A 23,481-nucleotide genomic window follows, 5' to 3' on the forward strand; every position below is an offset into this window, starting at 1 on the left:
GGCTCGTGGTCGCGCTGCCCCGGCTGCCCGACCCGGTGCTGGCGTTCGCGGAGCGCGGGCCGGCGTGGGCGGCGTACGTCGACGCGCTGCCCGGACGCCTCGGCGACCTGGTCGAGGAGTGGTCGCTGCGTGCGGGCACCGAGCTGTGGTGGGGCGAGACCGCGGTGGTGCTGCCGGTGCGCGACCCCGACGGGTCCGCGGCGGTGCTCAAGGTCGCCTTCCCCGACGAGGAGACCGAGCACGAGGCCCTGGCGCTGCAGCACTGGGGCGGCGACGGGGCGGTGCGGATGCGCCGCGCCGACCCCCGCCGGCGCGCGCTCCTGCTCGACCGGCTCGAGCGCACCGACCTCGGTGGCGGCTGGGACGTGGCCGACTGCGAGCAGGTCGCCGCGCTCTACCCGCGGCTCCACGTGCCCGCCCCGCCCCGCCTGCGGCGTCTCAGCGAGTACGTCGGTCGCCAGGTCGAGCCGTTGCGGGCGCTGCCGCCCCAGGCCCCGCTGCCGCGCCGGATGGTGGAGCAGTGCCTCTCGCTCGTCGGCGACCTCGCCGGCGACGCGCACTGCGACGGTGTGCTGGTGCACGGCGACCTGCACTACGCGAACGTGCTGGCCACCGACCCGGACCTGTCGCGGTGGGTGGCGATCGACCCCAAGCCGCTGAGCGGCGACCCGCACTGGGAGCCGGCGCCGCTGCTGTGGAACCGGTGGGAGGAGCTGGCCGGCGACGTGCGGGGCGGCATCCGGCGCCGCTTCCACGCCGTCGTCGACGCGGCCGGGCTCGACGAGGACCGCGCGGTGGCCTGGACCGTGGTGCGCCAGGTCCTGGGGGTGCTGTGGGTGGTCCAGGACGCGGTGGCCGCCGGGTCGCGGCTGGGACCCGCCGAGCGCGACCACGTCACCAGGCTGCTCAGCGTGGCGAAGGCCGTCCAGGAGTGAGGCCGGCGCTCGCCCGGCTCTGGGTGAACGGGTGTAGCCGCGCGATTCGCGGGTAGGCTGCCGGAGACCGTCGGGCTCGCCATGGGGCGGGCCCACAGCTAGGGGGGCCAGTGACGGACGACGACGACAGCGCGCGCGAAGGCGCGCAGACCGGCGAGTCGAGCGCGGGGGAGCAGACCTCGCGGCTGCGGGCCGAGCTCGGGGCCCGACGCGAGGCCGCGGAGATCGTGGCCGAGGCGAACCGGATGAGCCAGCAGGCTGCCGCCGAGGCGGAGTCGATGGTCGCCGAGGCGGAGACGCTGGCGGCCTCGCTCGTCGAGGAGGCGCGTCAGCGGGCCGACGCCACGCTCGCGCAGGCGCGTGCCGAGGCGCTCGACCTGACCCAGCAGGCCGCCGCCGAGGCCGAGGAGCTGCGCTCCGGCCTCGACGAGCAGCGTCGCGCGGCTCGCGAGGAGGCCGCCGCCGAGGTGCGCGCCGAGATGTCCGAGCTGCGTGCCCGGGTCGAGCGGCTGCTCGGCGACATCGGGGGCAGCCTGGGCGACCTGGGCTCGCTCCTCTCCGGCGCGCATGCCGCGGTGCAGCACGTGCAGCGCTCCGCGGACGGGCTGAGCGACGCCGAGTCGGCGCTCGTGGACTCCGACCGGTCGGTCGAGGCCGCGCCGCGCTCCGCCGAGCCGGTCGAGGTCGAGGTCGAGACGCCCGAGACGCCCGGGACGCCCGAGACGGCCGAGCCGGCCGTGGTCGAGGAGCCCGAGCCTGACGCCGAGCCTGCAGCTGAGGGCACCGCGCCCGAGTCGCGTGAGTCGCTGTACGCCGTCACGGCGCCGTCCGAGGCCGGCGCGAGCGAGCCCGAGGTCGAGCCGCGCGCCCAGGACGACCTCGAGGACGCCTCCGCGGATCCCCGTCCGCTGGGCTGGCTCTTCCGTGGGCACTGATCGCGGGCACTGAGCGCGGGAACTGGGCGCGGGACCCCGCGAAGGCGGGGTCAGGGGCAGGTCGGCTGCGGGCCGGTGTCGAGACGGTCGATCGTGACGGTGTCGACACCGGTGCCGACCGGCACCCGCTGGAAGAGCTCCATGCGGATGCGACGGTCCTCGCCGGCGGCGAAGCAGCTCCACCGGCCGGTCACGACCGCGATCAGCTTGCCGGAGCGTCCGCGCAGCACCGCCTGGACCAGGGCGCGGGGCACGGCCTGCTCGCCGGTCTCGACGCGGGCGACGACCACCGTGCGGTCCGGGCCCAGCATCGTGTCCTGGGGCACGGCGGCCGCCACCGGCTCGGCGGGCTCGGCGTCGGCCTTGGCCCACGAGATCTCGGAGAAGGACAGCTCGACGTCGGCGATCCGCTCGGCCTGCGGCCCCACGGCGAAGTAGAGGCCGAACTGCTCCCCGGGCTCGAGGCCCAGGACGGTGCAGCAGGCGCTCTCGCCGGCCATCGTGTCGGTGTCCCAGACCCCGACCAGCACACCGTCGGCGTCGACGCCCTGCAGGGCGACCGTCGCCGTGCGCAGCACGCGCGAGTCGTCGTTGCGCACCATCACCGAGACGAGCCCGTCGTTGACGGCCCACTCGGCGGTCTCGAGCACGGGCGCCACCTCGATCGGCGTGCTGTCGGAGCGGGTCGACCCGTCGACCTGTGCGCGGATGGTGCTGCACCCGGTGGTGAGCAGGCCGGTCAGCACGAGGGCGAGGGCCCCCACGACGAGCTTGTGCACACGATCCCCCTGGTCACGCCACGTGGGTGCCGCCCAGTCCGCGGCACCTGCCGAGAGTATGACCGTACAGGTGTAGACCGAAACCGTCTGGGTAACAATGAGGAGGTGCTGGTGCCCGTCGGGCCCGCACGACGACCACCGGGGGGTGTCAGATGACGGCGTCGACGCGTGCGCGCACGAGCCCGGCGCCGGCGACCCCTCACGATCCCGCCGGCAGCACCGCCCGGGGCGCGCTGTGGCTGGCCACCAACGGCGTCGTGGTCAAGGCGGCGCACACGGTGGTGCTGCTGACCCTGGCCGCGCTGCTGACCCCCTCGGCGCTGGGCCTGGTGGCGCTGGGCAGCCTGGTGGCCAACGTCGCGGCCATCCTGGGCACCCTCGGCACCGCCAGCGCGCTGGTGCACCTCGAGGGGAGCACGCAGCGCGTCGAGCGGGCCGCCCGCACCGCACTGAGCCTGGGACTGGTGACCAGCAGCGCGCTCGCCGCCCTGCTGTGGGCCACCGCACCCCTGCTCGCCTCGAGCCTGCGGGCCGACGACGGGGGCGCAGCGGTGATCCGTGGGCTCACCGTCGTGCTGCCGTGCCTGGCCGTCGCCGGCGTCACCACCGAGCTGCTGCGCCGCCGGCTGGCCTTCGCGCGACGCATCGTCCCCGACACGGTCTCGGCGGTGGTCGGCGCCGTCGTGGCGATCGCCCTGGTCATCCAGGGCGTCGGGGTGATGGCGCTCGTCGCGGGCCAGGTGACCCAGGCGGTGCTGATGATGCTGCTGGCCTGGGTCGTGCACCGTCCGGTGCTGCCCGGCTGGGACCGCGCCGACGCGCGGGCGCTGGTCTCCTTCGGCGCCCCGTTCTCCGGTGCCCACCTGCTGGAGGTGGTCCAGCTCAACCTCGACTACCTGCTGGTGGCGCGGGTGCTCGGTGCGCTGGCGCTGGGCCACTACTCACTGTCCTACCGGATCGCCAACATGCCCTACCTGATGGTGGCCGTCGTGGTCACCGGGGCCGCGTTCCCCTACCTGTGCCGTGCCCGGGGCGCGGACCGGGCCCGGGCCGCGGAGGTGGCCCTGGGGGTCACCTTCTCGCTGATGCTGCCCGCCTGCCTGCTGCTGGCGCTGCTGGCCGACGACCTGGTGCTGCTCGGCGCCGAGTGGGCGCCCGCGACCCCGGTGCTCGCGCTGCTCGCGGGCTACGCGCTGCTGCTCGCACTGCTCCAGGTCTGCCTGACCGTGCTCAACGCCGCCGGCCGCCCAGGAGTGGCGATGGCGGTGCGCCTGGTCCACCTGCTGGTGCTGGGCCTGACCCTGCTGGTCGTGGTCGACCGCGGCATCGTCTCCGTCGCGCTGGCCCAGGTGGTCGTCGTCGCCGCGGTCGCGCTGCCGGCGCTCGCCCTGGCCCGCCGCGCCGTGCCCGGCACGTCGGCGGCCCGCCTGGGCGCCGACGTCCGCCCGGCGCTGGTCGCCTCGGTCGCGATGGCGCTGGCCGTGCTCGCGCTGCGCGGGCTCGACCCGGTCGCCGGCGGGGGAGTGGTGGCGCTGGGCGCCACCACCCTGGTCGCCGTGCTCGTCTTCCTGATCGTGCTGCGTGCCGTCGGCGCCGATGCATGGCGCGCCGTCCTCGAGCTCCTGCGCCGCCGGGAGGTCCTCGCATGAGCGGCACCGACGCCGACGCCACCACCGAGCCCGAGGTGGCCGGCGCGCCCGAGCGTCCCCCGGCGGGGGCGACGGTGGGCTCGGGCCGTCAGTGGCCCCTGGTGCTGGTGCCGGCCGTGCTCGCCGTCGCCGGTGGGGTCGCCGTCGGGCTGGCGCCCGGACTGGTGGGCCCGGTCCTGGTGGCCGGGCTGGCGCTGGTGGTGATGCTGACCCGCCTCGAGGTCGCGCTGGCGCTGGTGGTGGCCGCCTCGCTCTTCGAGGACTACCTGGCCGTGCTCGATCCCCGGGCGACCAAGGTGCTGGCGGCCCTCGCCGTCGGGTCCTGGCTCGTACGACGCAGCCGCGGGCGGCTGCACCGCGGGCCGCGCACCAAGGCGCTCGCGGCCGCGGCGGTGCTCGCCGTGGCGCTGCTGGCCTCCACCGCCGTCAACGGGGCACCCGACGGGGGTGCCGTGCTGGTGCGCTGGGCCGGCTTCCTGGCGCTGCTGGTGGTGCTGGTCGACACGATGCGGGCGGGCCGGCTCGCTCCCGCGACGCTGGCCCGGGTCTACGTCGGCGCCTCCGCCGTCGCGGCACTGGCCGGCATCCTCTCCTACACCCTGGGGCTCGACCGGTTCACCGACGGCCTCGACCGCCGGGTGGCGGGCCCGATCGGCGACCCCAACGACCTGGCCTTCTTCCTGCTCGCGGCGCTGCCGCTCTCGCTGGCGGTGCGGCGCCCGGGCTGGCGCCCCGGCATGTACGACGCGGCGACGGTGCTGATCACCCTCGCCCTGCTGGGCACGTTCTCGCGCGGGGCCCTGATCGGCCTCGTGGTGATGCTGGTGGTGGCGGTCCTGGTGCGCCAGGTCAGCCTGCAGCAGCTGATGGGGGTGCTCGGCTCGCTCCTGGTGCTCACCGCCCTGGTGGTGGGGCTCTTCCCCGACCTGGTCGGCGAGAGCCTGACAGCCAAGGACGCGGTCGCCGACCGCAACGTGGCCGAGCGGCTCCAGCTCTGGGAGGCCGCCGGCGAGATGGCGCTCGACGCTCCGCTGCTGGGCCAGGGTCCGGGCTCCTTCGGGGTCGAGCACGAGCGCTGGCTCGAGCAGCTGCCGGTCAGCGCCACCAGCGACCTCGACGTGGCGCACCAGACCTACCTGGAGGTGGCCGCCGAGCTGGGCCTCCTGGGGCTGGCCGGCTTCGTGGGGCTCCTGGTCGCGGGGCTGCGGGGGGCGTGGCGCTCCTGGCGCCGCGACGGCTCGGCGCTGGCCTCGGCCGTCCTCGCCGCCCTGGTCGGCACCACCACCGCGGCCTGCTTCCTCAGCGAGCAGTTCTTCCTGCCCCTGTGGCTGCTGGTGGCCCTGGGCGCCGTGCTGCTCGTCGACGCGCCGCCCGAGCCGGGACCGGAGGACTGAGACGTGGGCGCCTCGGGCGCGCCTCGCCGGGTCGTGCAGGTGCTCACCCAGCAGCACGGTGGGCCGGTCGACCACGCGGTCGACGTCGCCGTCGGGCTCGCCGGCCGTGGGGTCGACTCCCACGTCGTGGGCCCGCCTGGACCCGGCACGTCCCGCGCCGAGCGGGCGGGGGTGGTGTGGCACCCGGTGGCGGCCACCTCGAAGGGCGACCTGGCCGGCCTGGTGCGCCTGGCCCGAGAGCTGCACCGGCTGCGCCCCGACGTGCTGCACCTGCAGGACCGGCGCGCCGGCTGGGTGGGACGTGCCCTGGCCCCCGCGCTGCGCGGCACGCGCGTGGTCTACACGCTCCACGGGGTGCCCGACGCGCTGAGCGACCTGGTGCGCGGCAACCGCAGGGTGGCACGACCGCGCCGCCGCGACCGGCTCTACTACCTGCACGGCGAGCGGTGGATCACCCGGTGGAGCGGTGCCGAGGTCGTCTCGCCCAGCGCCGCGGTGGCGACGTACGCCGTGGAGCACGTCGGCCTGGACCCCCAACGGGTGCACGTGGTGCCCAACGGCGTCGACCCGCTCCGCTTCCGGCCCCGCGGGCCCAGCCAGCCCGGCGAGCCCGGCGCGGCACGTCCCGGCGAGCTGGTGGTGGCCTGGATCGGCTCCGTGGAACCGGTCAAGGGCCTCGACGTGCTGGTCGACGCGCTGGGCGCGGTCGAGGGCGTGCGGGTGCTGCTGGCCGGGGACGGAGCGTCGCTGGAGGCCTTGACGGCGCGGCTGGAGACCACCGGGCTGGGGGAGCGGGTCGACCTGCTGGGCCGGGTGCCGCGGCCCGAGGAGGTCCTCGGGCGGGTCGACGCGCTGCTGCTGACGTCGCTGGCCGAGAGCTGTCCGATGGTGCTGCTGCAGGCGATGGCGGCGGGGCTGCCCGCGCTGGCCACCTCGGTCGGCGGCGTCCCCGAGGTGCTGCGCCACGAGCGTGAGGGCCTGGTCGTGCCGGCCGGTGACGCCTCGCAGGTGGCGGCGGCGCTGGCCCTCCTGCGCGACGACCCCGAGCGTCGGAGGGCGATGGGGGCCGCGGCCCGCCACCGGGTGCTCGCGGGCTACACCCTCGACCACTGCCTCGACCGCCTCACCGCGCTCTACGCCCAGGAGGCGCCGTGCGCCTGCTGATGTCGATCGCCGAGATGGGCTCCGGCGGCGCCGAGACCCTGGTGGCCGACCTGGCCGCCAGCCTGGTCGCCGACGGCCACCGGGTGTGCGTGGCCAGCGACGTGGGCTGGCGGGCGCGCCGGCTGGAGGAGGCCGGCATCGACCACCTGCGGGTGCCCATGCGGGTGCCCGGCACACGCCGCCTGGCCACGGCCAGCGCGAAGGTGGCGCGCTGGAGCGTGCGCGCACGCCCCGACCTGGTGCACGCGCACAACGTGCGAGCCACCCTGACCGGGCGCCTCGGGACCCTGGCCACCGGCCGCCCGCCGGTGCTGAGCACCGTGCACGGCCTGGCCCCCGGCGACTACGCCCCGGCGGTGCGGGTGCTGCAGCGCTGGTCCGACCTGGTGGTGGCGGTCTCCGGCTCGGTGGCCGCCGACCTGGTGCTGCACGGCCTGCCCGAGGAGCGGGTCCGGGTGGTGCCCAACGCGGTGCCCGTGCCGGTGCTGCCCTCACGTGCCGCGGCACGGCTGTCGCTGGGCCTGGCCCGCGACGAGCAGGTGGCGCTGTGCGTGGCCCGGCTGGTGCCGCCCAAGCGGCAGGACCTCCTGGTCGGGGCCTGGGCCCGGCGGCGGAGCGGCACGCTGCTGGTCGTCGGCGACGGCCCCGAGCGCGAGCGCCTCGACCGCCTGGTCGGGCGTCTCGGTCTGCGCGACCGCGTACGCCTGCTGGGCACCCGCAGCGACGTGCCCGCCCTGCTGGCCGCCAGCGACGTGGCCGTGGTGGCCAGCGACCGCGAGGGCCTGTCGATGGCCGCCCTCGAGAGCCTGGCCGCCGGGGTGCCGCTGGTGGCCAGCAACGTCGGTGGCCTCGGCGAGCTCGCCGGCGCGGCCGAGCTCGTCGACCCCGGTGAGGTCGAGGCCCTGCACGACGGCCTGGTCGCCGTCCTCGACGACCCGGCCCGTGCGCGACGGTTGGTCGAGCGGGGTCGTGAGCTGGTCGCGCAGCGCTACTCGGTGGCCGCCATGCGTGCCGACTACCTGCGGCTCTACGCGGACCTGGGTGTGGGACCAGGTGTCGGGCCAGGTGTCGGGCCAGGTGCCGGGTCCTGAGTGCCCACCCCCTGGTCGGTGCACGTTTGGACACTGGGTCCGCGGGTAGGAGAGCCTCAAGCCTGGACCAGCTCCACCACCCGGGTCGTCCATGTCACACCGGTCTACGCGGAACTTCCGGGCATGCTGGTCGTTGAAGGTGGAACTGCAGTGCTTCTGGGGGGAAGAGAAAAAAATGGAGATGCGTGAGCTCGGCGGTGCCTTGTGGAGGCAACGTCTGCTGGTCCTGCTGGTGACGGCCCTCGTCGGAGCGGCCGTGGCCGCCGGCGTGGTCCTGGCGCCCAAGACCTACACCGCTCGCGCCGAGGTGGCCGCGGCAGCCGCCGGCGGCAGCACCGTGGAGGACCTCGACGCGCTGCGCGGCACCCTGGCCGAGAACGCGAACTCCACCGACATCGTCGAGGAGGTCCGCTCGCAGCTCGACGTGCAGCGCAGCGCCGACGAGCTGCGCCGCGCCATCGACGCCCGGTGGGTCGAGGGCACCGTGCTGATCGAGGTCGAGGTCGACGACCGCGACCCCCAGGTCGCCGCCGACATCGCCAACCTGGTCTCGGCCGCACTGCCTCTCAACGACCCCAGCGAGGGCGCCTTCCGCTTCTCACCCAGCGACCCGGCCCGCGCGCCGGTGACCTTCTCGAGCCCCAACCTGCTGCTCGCGATCGGGGTGGGCGCGCTGCTGGCCCTGGTGCTGGCCGCGTCCGCGGCCCTGGTGCGCGACCGGCGCACCTACACCGTCTCCAGTGCCGCCACCGTCGAGGAGGTCATCGACCTGCCGGTGCTGGCCCACATCCAGCCCCCGCGCGAGCCGGGGCTGCTGGCGATGTACGCCGGCACCCCCGACGCCGACGTCTTCCGCCGGCTGCGGGTCTCGATGGAGGTCGAGGCCAGCGGCGACCCGGCCGGCATGGTGGTCGTCACCGGCGTCACCGACGGCGACCTGAACGCGTGGCTCGCCGCCAACCTGGCGATCTCGCTGGCCGGTGTCGGGCGCCGGACGCTGCTGGTCGACGCCCGGATGGGTGCGGGCGCCAAGCGGCCGACCCAGCTGGAGCCCTCCACCGCCGGCCTCTACGAGGTGCTGCGTGGCGCCCCGCTGTCCTCGGCGCTCAACCAGGGCCCGGTCGACGGCCTCGAGGTGCTCTCGTCGGGTCGCTGGGGCGCGGAGTCCCACGGCCGGCTGCTGGAGACCAGCTTCGCCGGAGCGGCCCAGGAGATGCGCGAGCTGTTCGACGTCGTCGTGGTGATCGCCAACTCGATCACCAAGAACGACGACGCCGCCATCATGGGCAGCCAGGGCGCGGTCCTGCTCGCCGTGACCGAGGGCGAGCTGCGCCCGCCCGAGCTGACCAAGGTGCACTACCGGCTGGTGGCCTCGGGGTCCCGTCTCCTGGGAGCCGTCCTGGTCGGGCGGAGCAAGGACAAGTGGGCGGCCTGAGCCGCCGCCAGCGGGCTCGGCACCCGGGCCGGCCCCGTGTCCTGCACACCTCGGTGCCCACCAGCGAGGGCACCGCGGGGGTGCTGCTGACCTACGTCCGCGACCAGGTCGAGCGCGGCTGGAGCGTCACGGTCGCCTGCCCCTCCGAGGGGTGGCTGGGCTACTCCGCCCGCGAGATCGGCGCCGAGGTGCGCTGGTTCGACGCGGCGCGCGAGCCCGGGCCGTCGGTCGCCGAGGAGGTCGGGCGCTACGCCCGGCTGCTCGCCGACCTCGAGCCCGACCTGGTGCACCTGCACAGCTCGAAGGCGGGGCTGGTCGGCCGGCTGGCGGTGCGCAGCCAGGTGCCGACGATCTTCCAGCCGCACGGCTGGTCCTTCCTGGCCGGCGGGGGCCCGAAGGCCGTGCTGGCCGCTCGCTGGGAGCGCTTCGCCGCCCGCTGGACCGACCACCTGCTGTGCGTGAGCGACGGGGAGGCCGAGGTCGGCCGCGAGCGCGGTGTCCTGGCACCGATCTCGGTGGTGCCCAACGGGGTCGACCTGGAGCGCTTCACCCTCACCGACGACGACGAGCGCCGTGAGGCGCGCCGTGCGCTCGACCTGGTCGTGGACGCCCCGACGGTGGTGTGCATCGGCCGGCTCAGCGCCCAGAAGGGCCAGCATGTGCTGCTGGACGCCTGGCCGGAGGTGCTGCGTGCCTGCCCCGCAGCCCGGCTGGTCCTGGTCGGCAGCGGTCCCGACGAGCAGGTGCTGCGCGAGCGGGCGGCGGGGCTCGAGGGCGTGCAGATGGTCGGGCCGCGCACCGACGTCCCGGCCTGGCTCAGCGCCGCCGACGTCGTGGTCTTCCCCTCGCAGTACGAAGGGGCCGCGCTGGCGCCGATGGAGGCGATGGCGGCCGGGCGCAGCGTGATCGCCTCGTGGATCGAGGGGATCGAGGAGAGCCTGCCCTACGAGTGCGGGGCGATGGTGCGGCCCGACCGGCCCGAGGACTTCGCCGAGGCGATCGTGCGCCGGCTCACCGAGCCCGGCCTGGCGGACGCCGAGGGGATGCGCGGCTGGCGGCACGTGCTGGCCACCCGCGACGCCGCGGAGGCGGCGCGCCGGGTCAGCCAGCTCTCGCTGAGTCTGGTGGAGTCCCGGCCTCGACGACGAGGTCCATGAGCTCGTCGTCTCGTCGCGGCTCGCGGCGCGCGACCGTGCGCACGGTGCGCATCACGATCTTGACGTCGCCCCACAGCGACCAGTTGGTGATGTAGTAGTTGTCGGCGCGCGCCCGGTCGTCGATCGGGGTGTCGCCGCGCAGGTCGTTGACCTGGGCCCACCCGGTCAGGCCGGTGCGCATCCGGTGGCGGTGCCGGTAGCCGGGGGTGTTCTCGGAGAACTGGGCCACGAAGTGCGGGCGCTCGGGACGCGGCCCGACCAGGCTCATGTCGCCGCGCAGGATGTTCCACAGCTGGGGCAGCTCGTCGACGCCGGTGCGGCGGATGAAGCGCCCCACCGGGCCCAGCCGGTCGCTGGTGTCGATGTTCCAGGTCGTGTCGCCCTGCTGGGGCGAGGCGGCCATGGAGCGGAACTTCAGCAGCTCGAAGGTGCGCCCGCCCCGGCCCACCCGTGTCTGGCGGAAGATGATCGGGGAGCCGAGCTCACGGCGCACGGCGACGGCGGTGCCGAGGAGCACCGGCGCGAGCAGCACCAGGGCCAGCGCCGAGACCGCGACGTCGAGGGTGCGCTTGACGAGCATCGACCCCGGCCGCACCGCCCAGCGGCGCAGCCGCACCAGGCTGACGTCGCGCACCACCTCGACGCGACGCGCCCGGTCGAGACCCATCACCTCGAAGAAGCGCGGCACGACGAAGACCTGGTACTGCCTCTCCTGGCAGTGGCGCACCAGGGCGATCGTCTGGTCGTCGGTGCGCGCCCCCCAGGCGAAGACGACGTCGTTCACGTTCAGGTCGCGCATCACCCGCGGCAGGGCCCGCAGCCCACCGAGCAGCGGCGCCGGCAGCCGGCGCGGGTCGACGTCGTCGTCGACGAAGCCGACCGGGTGCAGGCCGGTCGCCGGGTCGGCGAGCAGGGCCCGGGCGAGCCGGTCGCCGATCCCGTCGGCGCCGACGATCACGACCCGGTGCATCAGGTAGCCGCGCCGGCGACCGGTGCGCACCACGGCGTAGGCCACGACCCGGCCCGCCACGAGGATCCCGGCCAGGGCGGCGGTGAAGACCGCGGCACGGGCGATCGCGTCGCCGCGCGGCGCGGCGGGCTCCAGCCCGAGCCCCAGGACCAGCAGCCCCGCGGTCAGCGTGGTCACCAGGAGCGCCGGCAGGTCCTCGAGGACCGAGAGCACCAGGCGCGACTGGTAGAGGCCCAGGCTCCTGGCCACCAGCGCGAGGCCCAGGGCCGCGGTGCCCAGGGCCACCGGCCACAGGCCCCGGTCGACGACGAGCCCGGTGGCCAGCACGGCTGCGAGGTCGGTGAGGACGAGCAGCGGGCCGATGCCGGACAGGCCGCTGCGGGCGTGGATGGACTGCTGCACTAGAACTTCTACCCCCCAAGGCAGGCGACGCCGCCCCCCATGGAAGACGTCACCGCCGTCGAGCATGCCCGGTGCGCAGGGGTTTCACACATCCACCGCCACGTCGAAGATCGCGATCTGGTCACGACCCGCCCGGGGTTGCTACGCGCCAGTACGCAAAGTGATCTAGGTTACTGCCGTACTCGACCGCACCGCCCGCCGCACAGCCAGGAGCGCCATGCCTGCCAACCACGACGCCAGCTTCGTCGACACGATGCCTGCGAACGTCGCCGTCCAGTTCTTCGACCGTGTCGCCAAGTCCTCGACCGCCGAGGCCTACCGCTTCCCGGTCGGCGAGGCCTGGGAGTCCGTCACCTGGGCCGAGGCCGGCGACCGCGTCACCGCGCTCGCGGCCGGCCTGGTCTCGCTGGGCATCGAGACCGAGCAGCGTGTCGGGATCGTCTCGGGCACCCGCTACGAGTGGATCCTCGCCGACCTGGCCGTCATGTGCGCCGGAGCGGCGACCACCACCGTCTACCCGAGCACCAACGGCGAGGACACCTCCTACATCCTCAGCGACTCGGGCTCACGGGTGGTCTTCGCCGAGGACGACGAGCAGCTGGAGAAGCTGCGTGCGCACCGCGACGAGCTGCCCGAGGTGGTCAAGGTCGTCACCTTCGAGGGCACCACCGACGGTGACTGGGTCATCGACATGGACGCCCTGGCCGAGCTGGGCCGCGCCTACCTGGCCGAGCACCCGGGGATCGTCGAGGAGACCGCCCAGAAGATCCAGCCCGACCAGCTCGCCACGCTCATCTACACCTCCGGCACCACCGGCCGGCCCAAGGGCGTGCGCCTGGTGCACCGCTCGTGGGTCTTCGAGGGCGAGGCCATCCGGGTCCAGGACCTCCTGCACGAGGACGACCTGCAGTTCCTGTGGCTGCCGATGGCGCACTCCTTCGGCAAGGTGCTGCTCTCCTCCCAGCTGGCCTGCGGTTTCGCCACGGCCATCGACGGGCGGGTCGACAAGATCATCGAGAACCTCGCGGTCGTGAAGCCGACCTTCATGGGCGCGGCCCCCCGCATCTTCGAGAAGGCCTACTCGCGCATCCACATGATGCAGGCGGCCGAGGGCGGGGCGAAGGAGAAGATCTTCACCAAGGCCTTCGAGGTCGGCGCCAAGGTCGACGAGCTCAAGCGCCAGGGCAAGTCGGTCCCGCTGCCGCTGAAGCTGCAGCACGGGCTGTTCGACAAGCTGGTCTTCAGCAAGGTCCGCGACCGCTTCGGCGGCCGGGTCCGCTTCTTCATCTCCGGCTCGGCGGCGCTGAACTCCGAGATCGCGCAGTGGTTCCACAGCGCCGGCATCCTCATCCTCGAGGGCTACGGCATGACCGAGAACGCCGCCGGCGCCACGGTGGGCCACCCCGACGAGTACCGGATGGGCACCGTCGGCAAGGCGCTGCCCGGCGCCGAGGTCCGCATCGGCGAGAACGACGAGGTGCAGCTGCGCGGCCCGCACGTCATGCAGGGCTACCACAACCTGCCCGAGGAGTCCGAGAAGACCTTCACCGAGGACGGCTGGCTGCGCACCGGCGACAAGGGCAGCCTCGACGCCGAGGGCTTCCTGACCATCACCGGTCGCATCAAGGACCTCTTCAAGACCTCCGGCGGCAAGTACATCGCCCCGTCGGCGATCGAGGCCAAGTTCAAGGCCCTGTGCCCCTACGTCAGCCAGTTCATGGTCTTCGGCAACGAGCGCAACTACGTCGTCGCGCTGGTCACCCTCGACCCCGACGCGATGGCCGGCTGGGCCGAGGAGAACGGCATGGCCGGCAAGGACTACACCGAGGTGGTGCGCTCCGAGCAGGTCCAGCAGATGATCGGCGGCTACGTCGAGCAGCTCAACGCGAAGCTCAACCGCTGGGAGACCATCAAGAAGTGGGACGTCCTCGACCACGACCTGACCATCGAGTCGGGTGAGCTGACCCCCTCGATGAAGGTCAAGCGCAACGTCGTGGAGTCGAACAACAAGGAGAAGATCGCCAGCTTCTACAGCTGAGCGAGCCGCTCGACCAGGGCCCGTCACACCTCCGACCGGGGGTGGGCGGGCCCTGGCGCGTCCGGGCCCTGACGCGTCCGGGTCCCACCGGGATGGGGGAGGATGGGCCGATGCCCTCCACCCCGCTCGACGGCGAGCCCGTCCCCTCCGACGGGTCGCTGCCCGAGGCCGCCCTCGCCGAGCTCGGCGAGCGGGCCTTCGGCCTCTACGTGCACGTGCCGTTCTGCACCGTGCGCTGCGGCTACTGCGACTTCAACACCTACACGGCCGAGGAGCTCGGGCCGGCCGGCGGCGCGCCCGGCGCCTCACGGGCGACCTACGCCCAGGCGGCGGTGGCGGAGGTGCGCCGCGCCCGGCGGGTCCTCGGTGAGCGCGACCTGCCGGTCTCGACCATCTTCTTCGGCGGCGGCACCCCCACGCTGCTCAGCCCCGAGGACCTCGGCTCGGTGGTCGCGGCCGCCGCCCAGGAGTTCGGGCTGGCCCCCGACGTCGAGGTCACCACCGAGTCGAACCCCGACTCTGTGGACGCCGCCTCGCTCGAGCGGCTGCGCGAGGTCGGCATCAACCGGGTCTCCTTCGGCATGCAGTCACAGGTGCCGCACGTGCTCGAGGTCCTCGACCGCACCCACGACCCGCGTCGGGTGCCGGCGGTGGTCGAGTGGGCCCGAGCCGCCGGCATCGAGCAGGTCAGCCTCGACCTCATCTACGGCACGCCGGGGGAGTCCCAGGCAGACTGGGCCACCTCGGTCGAGGCCGCGGTGGCCTGCGAGCCCGACCACGTCTCGGCCTACTCCCTGATCGTCGAGGACGGCACCGCGCTCGCGCGGCGGGTGCGCCGCGGCGAGCTGCCGATGCCCGACGAGGACGACCTGGCCGACAAGTACGCCCTGGCCGACGAGCGCCTCGTGGCCGCCGGGCTGGGCTGGTACGAGGTGTCCAACTGGTCCACCAGCGCCGCGACCCGCTGCCGGCACAACCTGCTCTACTGGACCGGCGGCGACTGGTGGGGCGTGGGCCCGGGAGCGCACTCCCACGTGGGCGGCGTGCGGTGGTGGAACGTCAAGCACCCCGCGGCGTACGCCGACCGGATCGGTGCCGACCGCAGCCCTGCCCAGGCCCGCGAGGTGCTCGGGGCCGAGGACCGGCGCGTGGAGCGGGTGCTGCTCGAGCTGCGGCTGCGCGAGGGGATCGACGTCGGCGTCCTCGACCCGGCGGGCCGCGCGGCGGTGCCGGGCCTGGCCGCCCGGGGGCTGCTGGTGGAGCGGGCGGGCCGGGTCGCGCTGACCGAGCGGGCCCGGCTGCTCGCCGACGGCGTGGTGCGCGAGCTGCTCAGCTGACCATCCGGATCGTCAGCGGGTAGCGGTACTCCCCGCCGTCGGCCGTGCGCACCGAGCCGAGGATCGTGAAGACCAGCCACAGCACGCCCACGACGGCGAGCAGCAGGATGCCGACGAGCACCAGGACGAGGACGGCCGAGACCGTGGCGTAGATGAGGATGGAGAGCTGGAAGTTCAGCGACTCGACCGCCTGGCGGCGCACGTAGGGCGAGGTCGAGCCCTTGAGCAGCAGCACCAGCAGCGGGCCCAGGAAGGCCATCGCCACGAACGCGCCGACCAGCGCCGACCAGTGCGCGGCGCCGCCCCAGGTCTTCTCCTCCGGGGTCAGGCCCCCGAACTGGCCGGGGTGCGCGGCGTACGGCGGCTGCGGCTGGCTCACGGGCTCTCCTCGGTGACGAAGTCGATCAGCTCCTCGACCCTACCCAGCAGCGCGGGCTCGCAGTCGCCGAAGGACTGGACCCGGCCCAGGATCTGCTTCCAGGCCCGGGCGATGTCGGCCTGGTCGCGGTGTGGCCAGCCCAGGTGCTGGCACACGCCCTTCTTCCACTCGATGCTGCGCGGGATGGTGGGCCACTCCTGCAGGCCGAGCCGGTCGGGCTTGACGGCCTGCCAGATGTCGACGAAGGGGTGGCCGACGATCAGCACGTGCTTGCCCACGGGGGAGCGCACGATGGCGTCGGCGATGCGGCTCTCCTTGGAGCCGCGCACCAGGTGGTCGACCAGCACCCCGACGCGGCGTCCCGGCCCGGGCCGGAAGTCGCGCAGGTGGTCGGCGAGGTCGTCGACGCCGCCGAGGTACTCGACCGCGACGCCCTCGATGCGCAGGTCGTCGCCCCACACCTTCTCCACCAGCTCGGCGTCGTGACGGCCCTCGACGAAGATCCGGCTGGCCCGCGCCACCCGCGCCCTGGCGTCGTGCACCGCGATGGAGCCCGACGCGGTGCGGGTCGGGCGCGCGGGGGCCGCACGGACCACCGGCGCGGTGAGGATCACCGGGCGCCCCTCGAGCAGGAAGCCGGGACCCAGCGGGAAGGTGCGCCGGCGCTGGCGCCGGTCCTCCAGGGTCACGGTGTCGAGGTCGCGGTCGACCTGCACCACCTCGCCGCAGAAGTCGGTCGTCACCTCCTCGACCACCTCGCCCAGGGTCGCGGGCGCCTCGGTGGCGCGGCCGCGCTTGGGCGCGCGCCAGTCACCGGACAGGACGTCGTGGCCGTATCGGTCGCTCACCCGCACGAGGCTAGGAGAGCGCACCGACGTCGCGCGGCGGGCGCGCCGGTGGTGACCCGCCCGGGGTGTCGCACGCGTCACGCCCCGTCGTCACGCCCCGTCGTCGTCCCCGTCGTCGTCCCCGTCCCCGTCGTCGTCCCCGTCCCCGTCGTCGTGCTCGTCCTCGGGGTCGGGCATCTGCTCGGCGCGCTTGCCCTCCTCGAGCAGGTGCACGTCCTCGCCCGCCGGCAGGCCCTCGGCCAGCGGGTTGTCCTCGGAGGCCACCAGGTCGTCGGGCAGCTGCTCGTCGCCGATCGAGGTCGGGTGGGGGGACTCGGTCTCGTTCTCGCTCATGAGGTGACGCTAGTCATGCGGCGGCTCCGGGTCACCCACCCCCAGGTGACCCGGCCCGGACTTCGCCTCGACCCGGCCCGAACTTCGCCTCGACCCGGCCCGGACCGTCAGATCAGGGGGAGGCGCTTCTGGCTGCGGGGGAGCTGCTCGTAGCCGCGCCGCACGGCCGCCTCGAGGTGGCGGGGCTCCCAGGGCCACTCGCCGGCGGCGAGCGCCTCGTCGACGGGGACCCCGCGCCCGGCCAGGTCGCGGATGGTCTCGGCGACGATGCCGAGCTCGTTGCGCTGCACCTCGACGAAGTCGCGGTCCACCACGGCGCCGTGGCCGGGCACCACGGTGCTGGCGCCCGTGGTCAGGCCCAGCACGATGTCGAGCGAGAGCGGCCACTGCATGGGGAAGCTGTCGGCGCCGAGCGACGGCGGCCCCGACTCCTCGACCAGGTCGCCGGCCAGCAGCACCTGCGCGTCGGGCACCAGCACCACCAGGTCGCCGGCGGTGTGCGCCGGGCCGGGGTGGACCAGCTCGAGGACCCGGTCGCCGAGGTCGAGCACGGTGGCCGAGGAGAAGGTGCGGTCGGGCAGCACCACCTCGGTGGCCAGCACCTCCTCGCGGCGCGGGTCGTCGGCCCCGCCCGCGTGGGCCGCCGCCGTGTCGGCGACGCTCGTGGCCTCGAGGCCGGCCACCGCGCCCTCGTGGGCGTGGATCGGCACCTCGGGGTCGGCCTCGCGGAAGGCGACGTTGCCGAAGGCGTGGTCGAAGTGGGCGTGGGTGTTGACCACGGCCACCACCTCGCCGGCGCCGAGCCGGCGTACGTCGTCGAGGACGCGCCGCCCGGCGGCGGCCGAGCCGTGGGTGTCGACCACGACCAGCCCCCGGTCGCCGGCGACGACGCTGACGTTGACGTCGTACCACTCGTGCCGGGCCACCCAGACCCGGTCGGCGACCTCGGAGAAGACCATGACCTCACCCTAGGGGCGCGGCGATGCCCTCCCGCAGCAGCCTGCCCAGCTCGACCGTGCTCGATGCCCGGCGCGGGAAGCGCAGGCGCACCTGGTGGGCCCCTCCGGGGTCGATCCACTCGAGGGTGACCCCGCGCGCGTCGAGCTCGCGCAGCCGCACCGCGACGAGGTCGTCGAGCGGTGTGCCGGTCGAGGCGGCCACGCTGCGGCGCAGGTCGTCGTGGTGGTGCTCCTCGACGTGCTCGAGGCTGCGCTGCAGGTAGCCGCGGTTGAGCTGGTGGGCGGGGGAGAGGTAGTCGGCGAGCGGCAGCTGGTGGCGATGCCCGGCGAGGGTCACCAGGGCGGCGGCCGGGTCGAGGCCCACGACGAGGTGCTCGTGGTCGCACGAGGCGCAGGCGGCCGTCTCGAGGGGGCCCAGCCTGCCGGTGAGCACCAGCGCGTCCCCCGCGCGCCCGCGCACCGCGCCGACCAGTCCCAACCGGGCCACCGAGCGGGCCGCGGCGGCCCGGGCCAGCGGCGAGCCGGCCTCGCAGGTCAGCGTGGGACGCCCGCCCATCTCGCCCAGCACCACGTCGTCGAGCGGCAGCGGAAGCCGGTCGACCTCGAGGTCGGCGGTGGCGGGGCACGCCAGGATGCTGCGCGCCGCGGCGGCGACGGCGTACGACGCGGGGCCGACGAGCGAGGAGAGGTCCATGATTAGGGAAGCCTAACCTTCACTCGCCGTCAAGAGGTGAGCAGCGCCCGGCCGGCCTTGTAGGATTGGCACTCCGCGACCACGAGTGCCAACCTCGTGGTCGGGTGACGGACCAGAGGCCGGAGGAGGCGACGTGCAGGAGGACCGCAGGCTCGCCGTGCTCCGCGCCATCGTGGAGGACTACGTCCACACCGAGGAGCCGGTCGGCTCGAAGGCGCTCGTCGAGCGCCACGGGCTCGGCGTCTCGCCGGCCACGGTGCGCAACGACATGGCGGTGCTCGAGGACGAGGGATACATCACCCAGCCGCACACCAGTGCCGGGCGGGTGCCCACCGACAAGGGCTACCGGATGTTCGTCGACCGGCTCACCACGGTGAAGCCGCTCAGCTCGGCCGAGAAGCGCGCGATCTCGAGCTTCCTCGACGGCGCCGTCGACCTCGACGACGTCGTGCAGCGCTCGGTGCGGCTGCTCTCGCAGCTGACCCGCCAGGTCGCGGTGGTGCAGTACCCCACGCTCTCGCGCTCGACGGTGCGCCACGTCGAGATCGTCGCGCTCGCCCCCCGCCGCCTGCTCGTGGTGCTGATCCTCAGCACCGGGCGCGTGGAGCAGCGCCTGGTCGACCTCGGCGCCGACCTCACCGACGACGCCCTGGCCGACCTGCGCCAGCTCGTGCTGCGCGCGGTCACCGGCCAGACCATCGCCGAGGCGATGACGGCCCTGCGGGGGCTGCCGCCCGCTGCCGCCGACCCGGCCCGGCCCGAGGCGGGCAGCGCCAGCGGTCCGGTGGTCGAGGTGCTCCTCGACGCCCTGGGCGACGACCGCTCCGACCACCGCATCGCCGTCGGCGGGGCGGCCAACCTCGCCCGGTACGGCGACTCCTTCGACTCCGCGGTGCGTCCCCTGCTCGAGGCGCTCGAGGAGCACGTCGTGCTGCTCAAGCTGCTCGGCGAGGCCGGCACCGGCGGGCTGGTGACCGTGCGGATCGGCGCCGAGGGCCCCTACGAGGAGCTCGCCTCCACCAGCGTCGTCTCCACCGGCTACGGCCCGCCCGACGAGTCGCTCGCCACGCTGGGCATCGTCGGGCCGACCCGCATGGACTACCCCGGCACGATGGCCGCGGTGCGAGCCGTGGCCCGCTACGTCTCCCGCATCCTCGACGAGGCCTGAGCCGCCTCGCCGCCCCTCGAAGCACCAGCACCCGCAGCACCCACCAGCCAGCACCCAGCCAGCACCCAGTCAAGACTCCGTTAGGAACATGGTGAGCCAGGACCTCTACGACATCCTCGGCGTCTCCCAGGACGCCGACGCCGACGCCATCAAGAAGGCGTACCGCAAGCTCGCGCGCCAGCACCACCCCGACGTCAACCCCGACCCGGCCTCGAAGGAGAAGTTCGGGGACGTCTCCCGCGCCTACGAGGTGCTCTCCGACCCCCAGAAGCGGGCCGCCTACGACCGCGGCGGCGACCCGTTCGGCGGTGCCGGGGCCGGTGGTTTCGGCCAGGGTGCCGGGTTTTCCTTCACCGACATCATGGATGCCTTCTTCGGAGGCAGCGGTCAGGGCGGTGGCCAGGGCCGTGGTCCGCGTCCGCGCGTTCGCCGAGGCCAGGATGCGCTGATCCGGCTCGAGATCGACCTCGCGGAGGCCGCCTTCGGCGTGGCCCGCGAGATCAAGGTCGACACCGCGGTCAGCTGCACCACCTGCGGCGGCGACGGCGCGGCGCCGGGCAGCCACCCGGTGCCCTGCGAGACCTGTCGCGGCCAGGGCGAGGTCGCCCACGTGCAGCGCTCCTTCCTCGGTGAGATCCGCACCCTGCGCCCGTGCGCGGCCTGCCGCGGCTTCGGCACCGTGATCCCCGAGCCCTGCCGCGAGTGCTCCGGCGACGGGCGGGTGCGCTCGCGCCGCGCGCTGACCGTCAAGATCCCCGCCGGCGTCGACACCGGCACCCGCGTGCAGCTGGCCGAGGAGGGCGAGGTCGGCCCGGGCGGCGGCCCCGCCGGCGACCTCTACGTCGAGATCCACGTCGCGGCCCACGACGTGTTCACCCGCCAGGGCAACGACCTGCACTGCACGGTCACCGTGCCGATGACCGCGGCCGCGCTCGGCACCACGCTGACGATCCCGACCCTCGAGGCCGACGTGGCCTCCGAGGGCAGCGACCCCGAGCTGGAGACCTCCTTCGAGCTCGAGGTGCACCCGGGGACCCAGTCGGGCATGGAGCAGGTGCTGCGCGGGCGCGGCGTGCCCGGCCTGCGCGGCGGCCGGGGCGACCTGGTCGTCACCGTGGCCGTCGAGACCCCGGGCCGCCTCGACGCCCGCCAGGAGGAGCTGCTGCGCGAGCTCGCGGCCCTGCGCGGCGAGGAGGCCCCCGACGGGCAGGTCCGCCCGGGCGGCGCGAAGTCGGTCTTCGGCCGGCTGCGCGACGCCTTCAACGCCCACTGAGCCGTCGATGACGCTCCCCGTCCACCTCGTGCCGAGCCTGGAGTCGGCCACCACCGGCTCCGCGGTCACCGTCGAGGGCGACGAGGCGCACCACGCGGTCGCCGTACGCCGCCTGCGCGTGGGCGAGCAGGTCGTGCTCACCGACGGCCGCGGCCGCTCGGTGGTGGGCGAGGTGACCTCGACGGGCAAGCGGGTCTTCGCCGTCGAGGTCGTCAGCGCCGAGCGGGTGCCTGAGCCCACCCCGTCGCTCACGGTGGTGCAGGCGCTGCCCAAGGGCGACCGGGGCGAGCTGGCCGTCGAGGTGCTGACCGAGGTCGGGGTGGCGCGGGTCGTGCCCTGGGCGGCCTCGCGCTCGGTGGCGGTCTGGAAGGGCGAGCGGGCCGCGAAGTCGCTGGCCCGCTGGCGCTCGACGGCGCGCGAGGCGGCCAAGCAGGCCCGCCGCCCGTGGCACCCCGAGGTCGACGCGCTGGCCGGCACCGCCGAGGTGGCCGAGCTGCTGCGCGGCGCCGACCTGGCGGTGGTGCTGCACGAGGACGCGACCGAGCCGCTGTCGGGCGTCGCCGTGCCGCCCCGTGGCAGCGTCGTCGTCGTGGTGGGCCCCGAGGGCGGCGTCTCGCCCGAGGAGCTGGCCGCCTTCACCCAGGCCGGCGCGCGCGTCGTACGCCTGGGCGAGGAGGTGCTGCGCACCTCGACCGCCGGGGTGGTGGCCTGCGCCGCGCTGCTGGCGCGCACGTCCCGCTGGTCCTGACGACCCGGTTCCCGCCCGGGGGCGCGCGGTCCTAGTGTGGGGTGCCGCCGGTCACGTCCATGGTCGGCCGAGGCACCTGTCACCAGCGTCCTGGGAGGTCTGATGAGCGCGTCCACCGCCGTCGAGGAGGAGAAGCGCCGCGGCGCCTTCTCGTCGCGCCGGGTCTTCATCCTGGCCGCCATCGGCTCGGCCGTCGGGCTGGGCAACATCTGGCGCTTCCCCTACGTCGCCTACGAGAACGGCGGCGGGGCCTTCGTCATCCCCTACCTGGTCGCGCTGCTGACCGCGGGCGTGCCGTTCCTGCTGCTCGACTACGGCATCGGCCACAAGTTCCGCGGCTCGCCGCCGCTGTCGTTCGCGCGGATGCGCCGCGGCGCCGAGGGGCTGGGGTGGTGGCAGGTCGGCATCTGCGCAGTCATCGCGATCTACTACGCCGCTGTGCTGGCCTGGGCGGTGCGCTACGCGTTCTTCTCCTTCACCAAGGCCTGGGGCGCCGATCCCGAGACCTTCTTCCTGGTCGACTTCCTGCAGGTCAGCGATCCGGGCGTGACCGCTGACCCCGTGGCGGGCGTGCTGGTGCCGCTCGTGGTGATGTGGGCGCTGGTCATCGGCCTGCTGGCGCTGGGCGTGCAGAAGGGTGTCGGCGCCACCGCGATGGTCTTCATCCCGGTGCTGGTGCTGAGCTTCGGCGCCCTGGTGGTCGCCTCGCTCTTCCTGCCGGGCGCCGGCAGCGGCCTCGACGCGCTGTTCACGCCCAGCTGGAGCGCCCTGGCCGAGCCCACCGTGTGGGCGGCGGCGTTCGGCCAGATCTTCTTCTCGCTGTCGATCGGCTTCGGCATCATGATCACCTACGCCTCCTACGTGCACCGCCACACCGACATGCCCGGCTCCGGGCTGGTCGTCGGCTTCTCCAACTCCGGCTTCGAGCTGCTGGCCGGCATCGGCGTCTTCGCCGCCCTCGGGTTCATGGCCCAGGACAGCGGCGAGGCCGTCGGCGAGGTCGCAGGAGACGGTGGCGTGGGGCTCGCGTTCATCGCCTTCCCGGCGATCATCAACGAGGCCCCGGCCGGCGCCCTGATCGGCGTGCTCTTCTTCGTCTCGCTGGTGCTGGCCGGCATCACCTCGCTGATCTCCATCACCGAGGTCGTCATCTCCGCGGTGCGCGACAAGTTCGAGCTCGGCCGGGTGGCGGCCACCCTGCTGGTGGCGCTGCCGATGGCCATCGTGAGCGTGCTCTTCCTCGGCACCACCAGCGGGCTGTACGTGCTCGACATCGTCGACCACTTCATCAACCAGTTCGGCATCCTGCTGGTCGCCGTGGTCTCGATGGTCGTCGTCGTGTGGGGCCTTCGGGCGCTGCCCCAGCTGGCCGCCCACCTCAACGACCACAGCTCGGTGCGCATCGGGCTGTGGTGGCGCGCGCTGTTGGGCGTGGTGACGCCGCTCGCCCTGGCCTACGTGCTCGTCGACGCGTTCGTCACCGACGTGCAGACGCCCTACGAGGGCTACCCGACCTGGATGCTGGCCGTCTTCGGCTGGGGGTCGGCCGCCGCCGTGGTCGTCATCGGCTTCGTGCTCGCGCGGCTGCGCTGGCGCTCGGCGACGGCGCTGGACGGCGCGACCTACGACACCGACGCGAGCGAGGAGGTGCAGCGATGAGCACGACGGCGATCGTGATGATGGTCGTGGCGATGCTGGTGATCTGGGGCGGGCTCGCCCTGGCGATCCTCAACCTCACCAGGTCGGCCGAGACCCCGACGACGCGCGAGGTCCACCGCGACCTGTAGTCGCGG

Annotated in this window: 22 protein-coding genes; 15 read left to right on the top strand and 7 right to left on the bottom strand. The window is 74.3% G+C overall.

Translation table 11 applies throughout. From position 1 onward, the window contains the following. The first annotated feature begins 5 nt into the window (after positions 1-5). Together JOE61_RS18850 and JOE61_RS18855 are read left to right on the top strand one after the other, a co-directional pair. A complete protein-coding gene (locus JOE61_RS18850) occupies positions 6-935 on the top strand; it encodes an aminoglycoside phosphotransferase family protein (protein WP_193667416.1) in 930 nt (309 codons plus the stop codon). A 110-nt stretch (positions 936-1,045) separates the two neighbouring features. Next, positions 1,046-1,870, top strand: coding sequence for a hypothetical protein (locus tag JOE61_RS18855; RefSeq protein WP_193667415.1), 825 nt, complete (start codon positions 1,046-1,048; stop codon positions 1,868-1,870). A 50-nt stretch (positions 1,871-1,920) separates the two neighbouring features. Here JOE61_RS18855 and JOE61_RS18860 read toward each other — a convergent pair whose 3' ends face one another. Next, complete coding sequence (locus JOE61_RS18860; protein WP_193667414.1) at positions 1,921-2,649, bottom strand: hypothetical protein; 729 nt, start codon at positions 2,647-2,649, stop codon at positions 1,921-1,923. Between the two features lie 152 nt (positions 2,650-2,801). Between JOE61_RS18860 and JOE61_RS18865 the strand changes: the two genes are divergently transcribed. The 6 genes from JOE61_RS18865 (at position 2,802) to JOE61_RS18890 (ending at position 10,539) form a co-directional block, all read left to right on the top strand. Continuing rightward, positions 2,802-4,298 (top strand): oligosaccharide flippase family protein, encoded by a 1,497-nt coding sequence (locus JOE61_RS18865; RefSeq protein ID WP_193667413.1) that lies wholly within the window; start codon positions 2,802-2,804, stop codon positions 4,296-4,298. Continuing rightward, entirely contained in the window at positions 4,295-5,692 is a 1,398-nt protein-coding gene (locus tag JOE61_RS18870; protein ID WP_193667412.1) for an O-antigen ligase family protein, read from the top strand. The genes JOE61_RS18865 and JOE61_RS18870 overlap by 4 nt, the downstream gene beginning before the upstream one ends. 3 nt (positions 5,693-5,695) lie before the next feature. Continuing rightward, positions 5,696-6,856, top strand: coding sequence for a glycosyltransferase family 4 protein (locus JOE61_RS22625; protein ID WP_193667411.1), 1,161 nt, complete (start codon positions 5,696-5,698; stop codon positions 6,854-6,856). Beyond that, a complete protein-coding gene (locus JOE61_RS18880; protein ID WP_193667410.1) occupies positions 6,844-7,947 on the top strand; it encodes a glycosyltransferase in 1,104 nt (367 codons plus the stop codon). Before JOE61_RS22625 ends, JOE61_RS18880 begins: the two co-directional genes overlap by 13 nt. A 175-nt stretch (positions 7,948-8,122) precedes the next feature. Next, complete coding sequence (locus tag JOE61_RS18885) at positions 8,123-9,382, top strand: Wzz/FepE/Etk N-terminal domain-containing protein (RefSeq protein WP_193667409.1); 1,260 nt, start codon at positions 8,123-8,125, stop codon at positions 9,380-9,382. Then, positions 9,370-10,539 carry a glycosyltransferase family 4 protein gene (locus JOE61_RS18890; RefSeq protein ID WP_193667408.1) on the top strand — a complete coding sequence of 390 codons (1,170 nt, stop codon included), beginning with the start codon at positions 9,370-9,372 and terminating at the stop codon, positions 10,537-10,539. The genes JOE61_RS18885 and JOE61_RS18890 overlap by 13 nt, the downstream gene beginning before the upstream one ends. Here JOE61_RS18890 and JOE61_RS18895 read toward each other — a convergent pair. Beyond that, positions 10,484-11,911 carry a sugar transferase gene (locus tag JOE61_RS18895; RefSeq protein WP_193667407.1) on the bottom strand — a complete coding sequence of 476 codons (1,428 nt, stop codon included), beginning with the start codon at positions 11,909-11,911 and terminating at the stop codon, positions 10,484-10,486. The two genes, JOE61_RS18890 and JOE61_RS18895, sit on opposite strands and share 56 nt — an antisense overlap. A gap of 217 nt (positions 11,912-12,128) precedes the next feature. On the opposite strand from JOE61_RS18895, the gene JOE61_RS18900 reads away from it, so the two are divergent. Next, complete coding sequence (locus tag JOE61_RS18900) at positions 12,129-13,949, top strand: AMP-dependent synthetase/ligase (RefSeq protein ID WP_193667406.1); 1,821 nt, start codon at positions 12,129-12,131, stop codon at positions 13,947-13,949. A gap of 110 nt (positions 13,950-14,059) precedes the next feature. Continuing rightward, the gene (gene hemW / locus JOE61_RS18905) at positions 14,060-15,286 is read left to right on the top strand and encodes a radical SAM family heme chaperone HemW (protein ID WP_193667405.1); all 1,227 of its coding nucleotides are present in this window, start codon (positions 14,060-14,062) and stop codon (positions 15,284-15,286) included. On the opposite strand, the gene JOE61_RS18910 is transcribed toward hemW, so the two are convergent. From JOE61_RS18910 to JOE61_RS18930, 5 genes are all read right to left on the bottom strand, one after another. Further along, positions 15,279-15,665 carry a DUF4870 domain-containing protein gene (locus JOE61_RS18910; RefSeq protein ID WP_204797315.1) on the bottom strand — a complete coding sequence of 129 codons (387 nt, stop codon included), beginning with the start codon at positions 15,663-15,665 and terminating at the stop codon, positions 15,279-15,281. The genes hemW and JOE61_RS18910 overlap by 8 nt on opposite strands. Beyond that, positions 15,662-16,513: a DUF3097 domain-containing protein gene (locus tag JOE61_RS18915; RefSeq protein WP_193667404.1), complete on the bottom strand. Its 852-nt coding sequence runs from the start codon at positions 16,511-16,513 to the stop codon at positions 15,662-15,664. Before JOE61_RS18915 ends, JOE61_RS18910 begins: the two co-directional genes overlap by 4 nt. Before the next feature lie 90 nt (positions 16,514-16,603). After that, positions 16,604-16,846 carry a hypothetical protein gene (locus JOE61_RS18920; RefSeq protein ID WP_193667403.1) on the bottom strand — a complete coding sequence of 81 codons (243 nt, stop codon included), beginning with the start codon at positions 16,844-16,846 and terminating at the stop codon, positions 16,604-16,606. Positions 16,847-16,953: 107 nt separating this feature from the next. Then, positions 16,954-17,805: an MBL fold metallo-hydrolase gene (locus JOE61_RS18925; RefSeq protein ID WP_193667402.1), complete on the bottom strand. Its 852-nt coding sequence runs from the start codon at positions 17,803-17,805 to the stop codon at positions 16,954-16,956. A gap of 4 nt (positions 17,806-17,809) precedes the next feature. Continuing rightward, positions 17,810-18,499: a hypothetical protein gene (locus tag JOE61_RS18930; RefSeq protein ID WP_193667401.1), complete on the bottom strand. Its 690-nt coding sequence runs from the start codon at positions 18,497-18,499 to the stop codon at positions 17,810-17,812. 133 nt (positions 18,500-18,632) lie between these two features. Between JOE61_RS18930 and hrcA the strand changes: the two genes are divergently transcribed. The 5 genes from hrcA (at position 18,633) to JOE61_RS18955 (ending at position 23,475) form a co-directional block, all read left to right on the top strand. Next, complete coding sequence (gene hrcA / locus JOE61_RS18935; protein ID WP_193667400.1) at positions 18,633-19,667, top strand: heat-inducible transcriptional repressor HrcA; 1,035 nt, start codon at positions 18,633-18,635, stop codon at positions 19,665-19,667. Positions 19,668-19,758: 91 nt separating this feature from the next. Next, entirely contained in the window at positions 19,759-20,940 is a 1,182-nt protein-coding gene (gene dnaJ / locus JOE61_RS18940) for a molecular chaperone DnaJ (protein WP_193667399.1), read from the top strand. Positions 20,941-20,947: 7 nt separating this feature from the next. Beyond that, positions 20,948-21,688, top strand: a complete 741-nt coding sequence (locus JOE61_RS18945; RefSeq protein ID WP_193667398.1) for a 16S rRNA (uracil(1498)-N(3))-methyltransferase — start codon at positions 20,948-20,950, stop codon at positions 21,686-21,688. 102 nt (positions 21,689-21,790) lie between these two features. Continuing rightward, complete coding sequence (locus JOE61_RS18950) at positions 21,791-23,347, top strand: sodium-dependent transporter (protein WP_193667397.1); 1,557 nt, start codon at positions 21,791-21,793, stop codon at positions 23,345-23,347. Next, entirely contained in the window at positions 23,344-23,475 is a 132-nt protein-coding gene (locus tag JOE61_RS18955) for a methionine/alanine import family NSS transporter small subunit (RefSeq protein ID WP_193667396.1), read from the top strand. The genes JOE61_RS18950 and JOE61_RS18955 overlap by 4 nt, the downstream gene beginning before the upstream one ends. Positions 23,476-23,481: the final 6 nt, after the last annotated feature.

Source organism: Nocardioides salarius (assembly GCF_016907435.1).
Taxonomy (GTDB): Bacteria; Actinomycetota; Actinomycetes; order Propionibacteriales; family Nocardioidaceae; genus Nocardioides; species Nocardioides salarius.

Coding starts and splice junctions, on each gene's coding strand:
- JOE61_RS18865 (WP_193667413.1), top strand. CDS start 2,802: ATGACGGCGTCGACGCGTGCGCGCACGAGCCCGGCGCCGGCGACCCCT.
- JOE61_RS18870 (WP_193667412.1), top strand. CDS start 4,295: ATGAGCGGCACCGACGCCGACGCCACCACCGAGCCCGAGGTGGCCGGC.
- JOE61_RS18885 (WP_193667409.1), top strand. CDS start 8,123: ATGGAGATGCGTGAGCTCGGCGGTGCCTTGTGGAGGCAACGTCTGCTG.
- JOE61_RS18900 (WP_193667406.1), top strand. CDS start 12,129: ATGCCTGCCAACCACGACGCCAGCTTCGTCGACACGATGCCTGCGAAC.
- hemW (WP_193667405.1), top strand. CDS start 14,060: ATGCCCTCCACCCCGCTCGACGGCGAGCCCGTCCCCTCCGACGGGTCG.
- JOE61_RS18920 (WP_193667403.1), bottom strand. CDS start 16,846: ATGAGCGAGAACGAGACCGAGTCCCCCCACCCGACCTCGATCGGCGAC.
- JOE61_RS18925 (WP_193667402.1), bottom strand. CDS start 17,805: ATGGTCTTCTCCGAGGTCGCCGACCGGGTCTGGGTGGCCCGGCACGAG.
- JOE61_RS18930 (WP_193667401.1), bottom strand. CDS start 18,499: ATGGACCTCTCCTCGCTCGTCGGCCCCGCGTCGTACGCCGTCGCCGCC.
- JOE61_RS18945 (WP_193667398.1), top strand. CDS start 20,948: ATGACGCTCCCCGTCCACCTCGTGCCGAGCCTGGAGTCGGCCACCACC.
- JOE61_RS18950 (WP_193667397.1), top strand. CDS start 21,791: ATGAGCGCGTCCACCGCCGTCGAGGAGGAGAAGCGCCGCGGCGCCTTC.
- JOE61_RS18955 (WP_193667396.1), top strand. CDS start 23,344: ATGAGCACGACGGCGATCGTGATGATGGTCGTGGCGATGCTGGTGATC.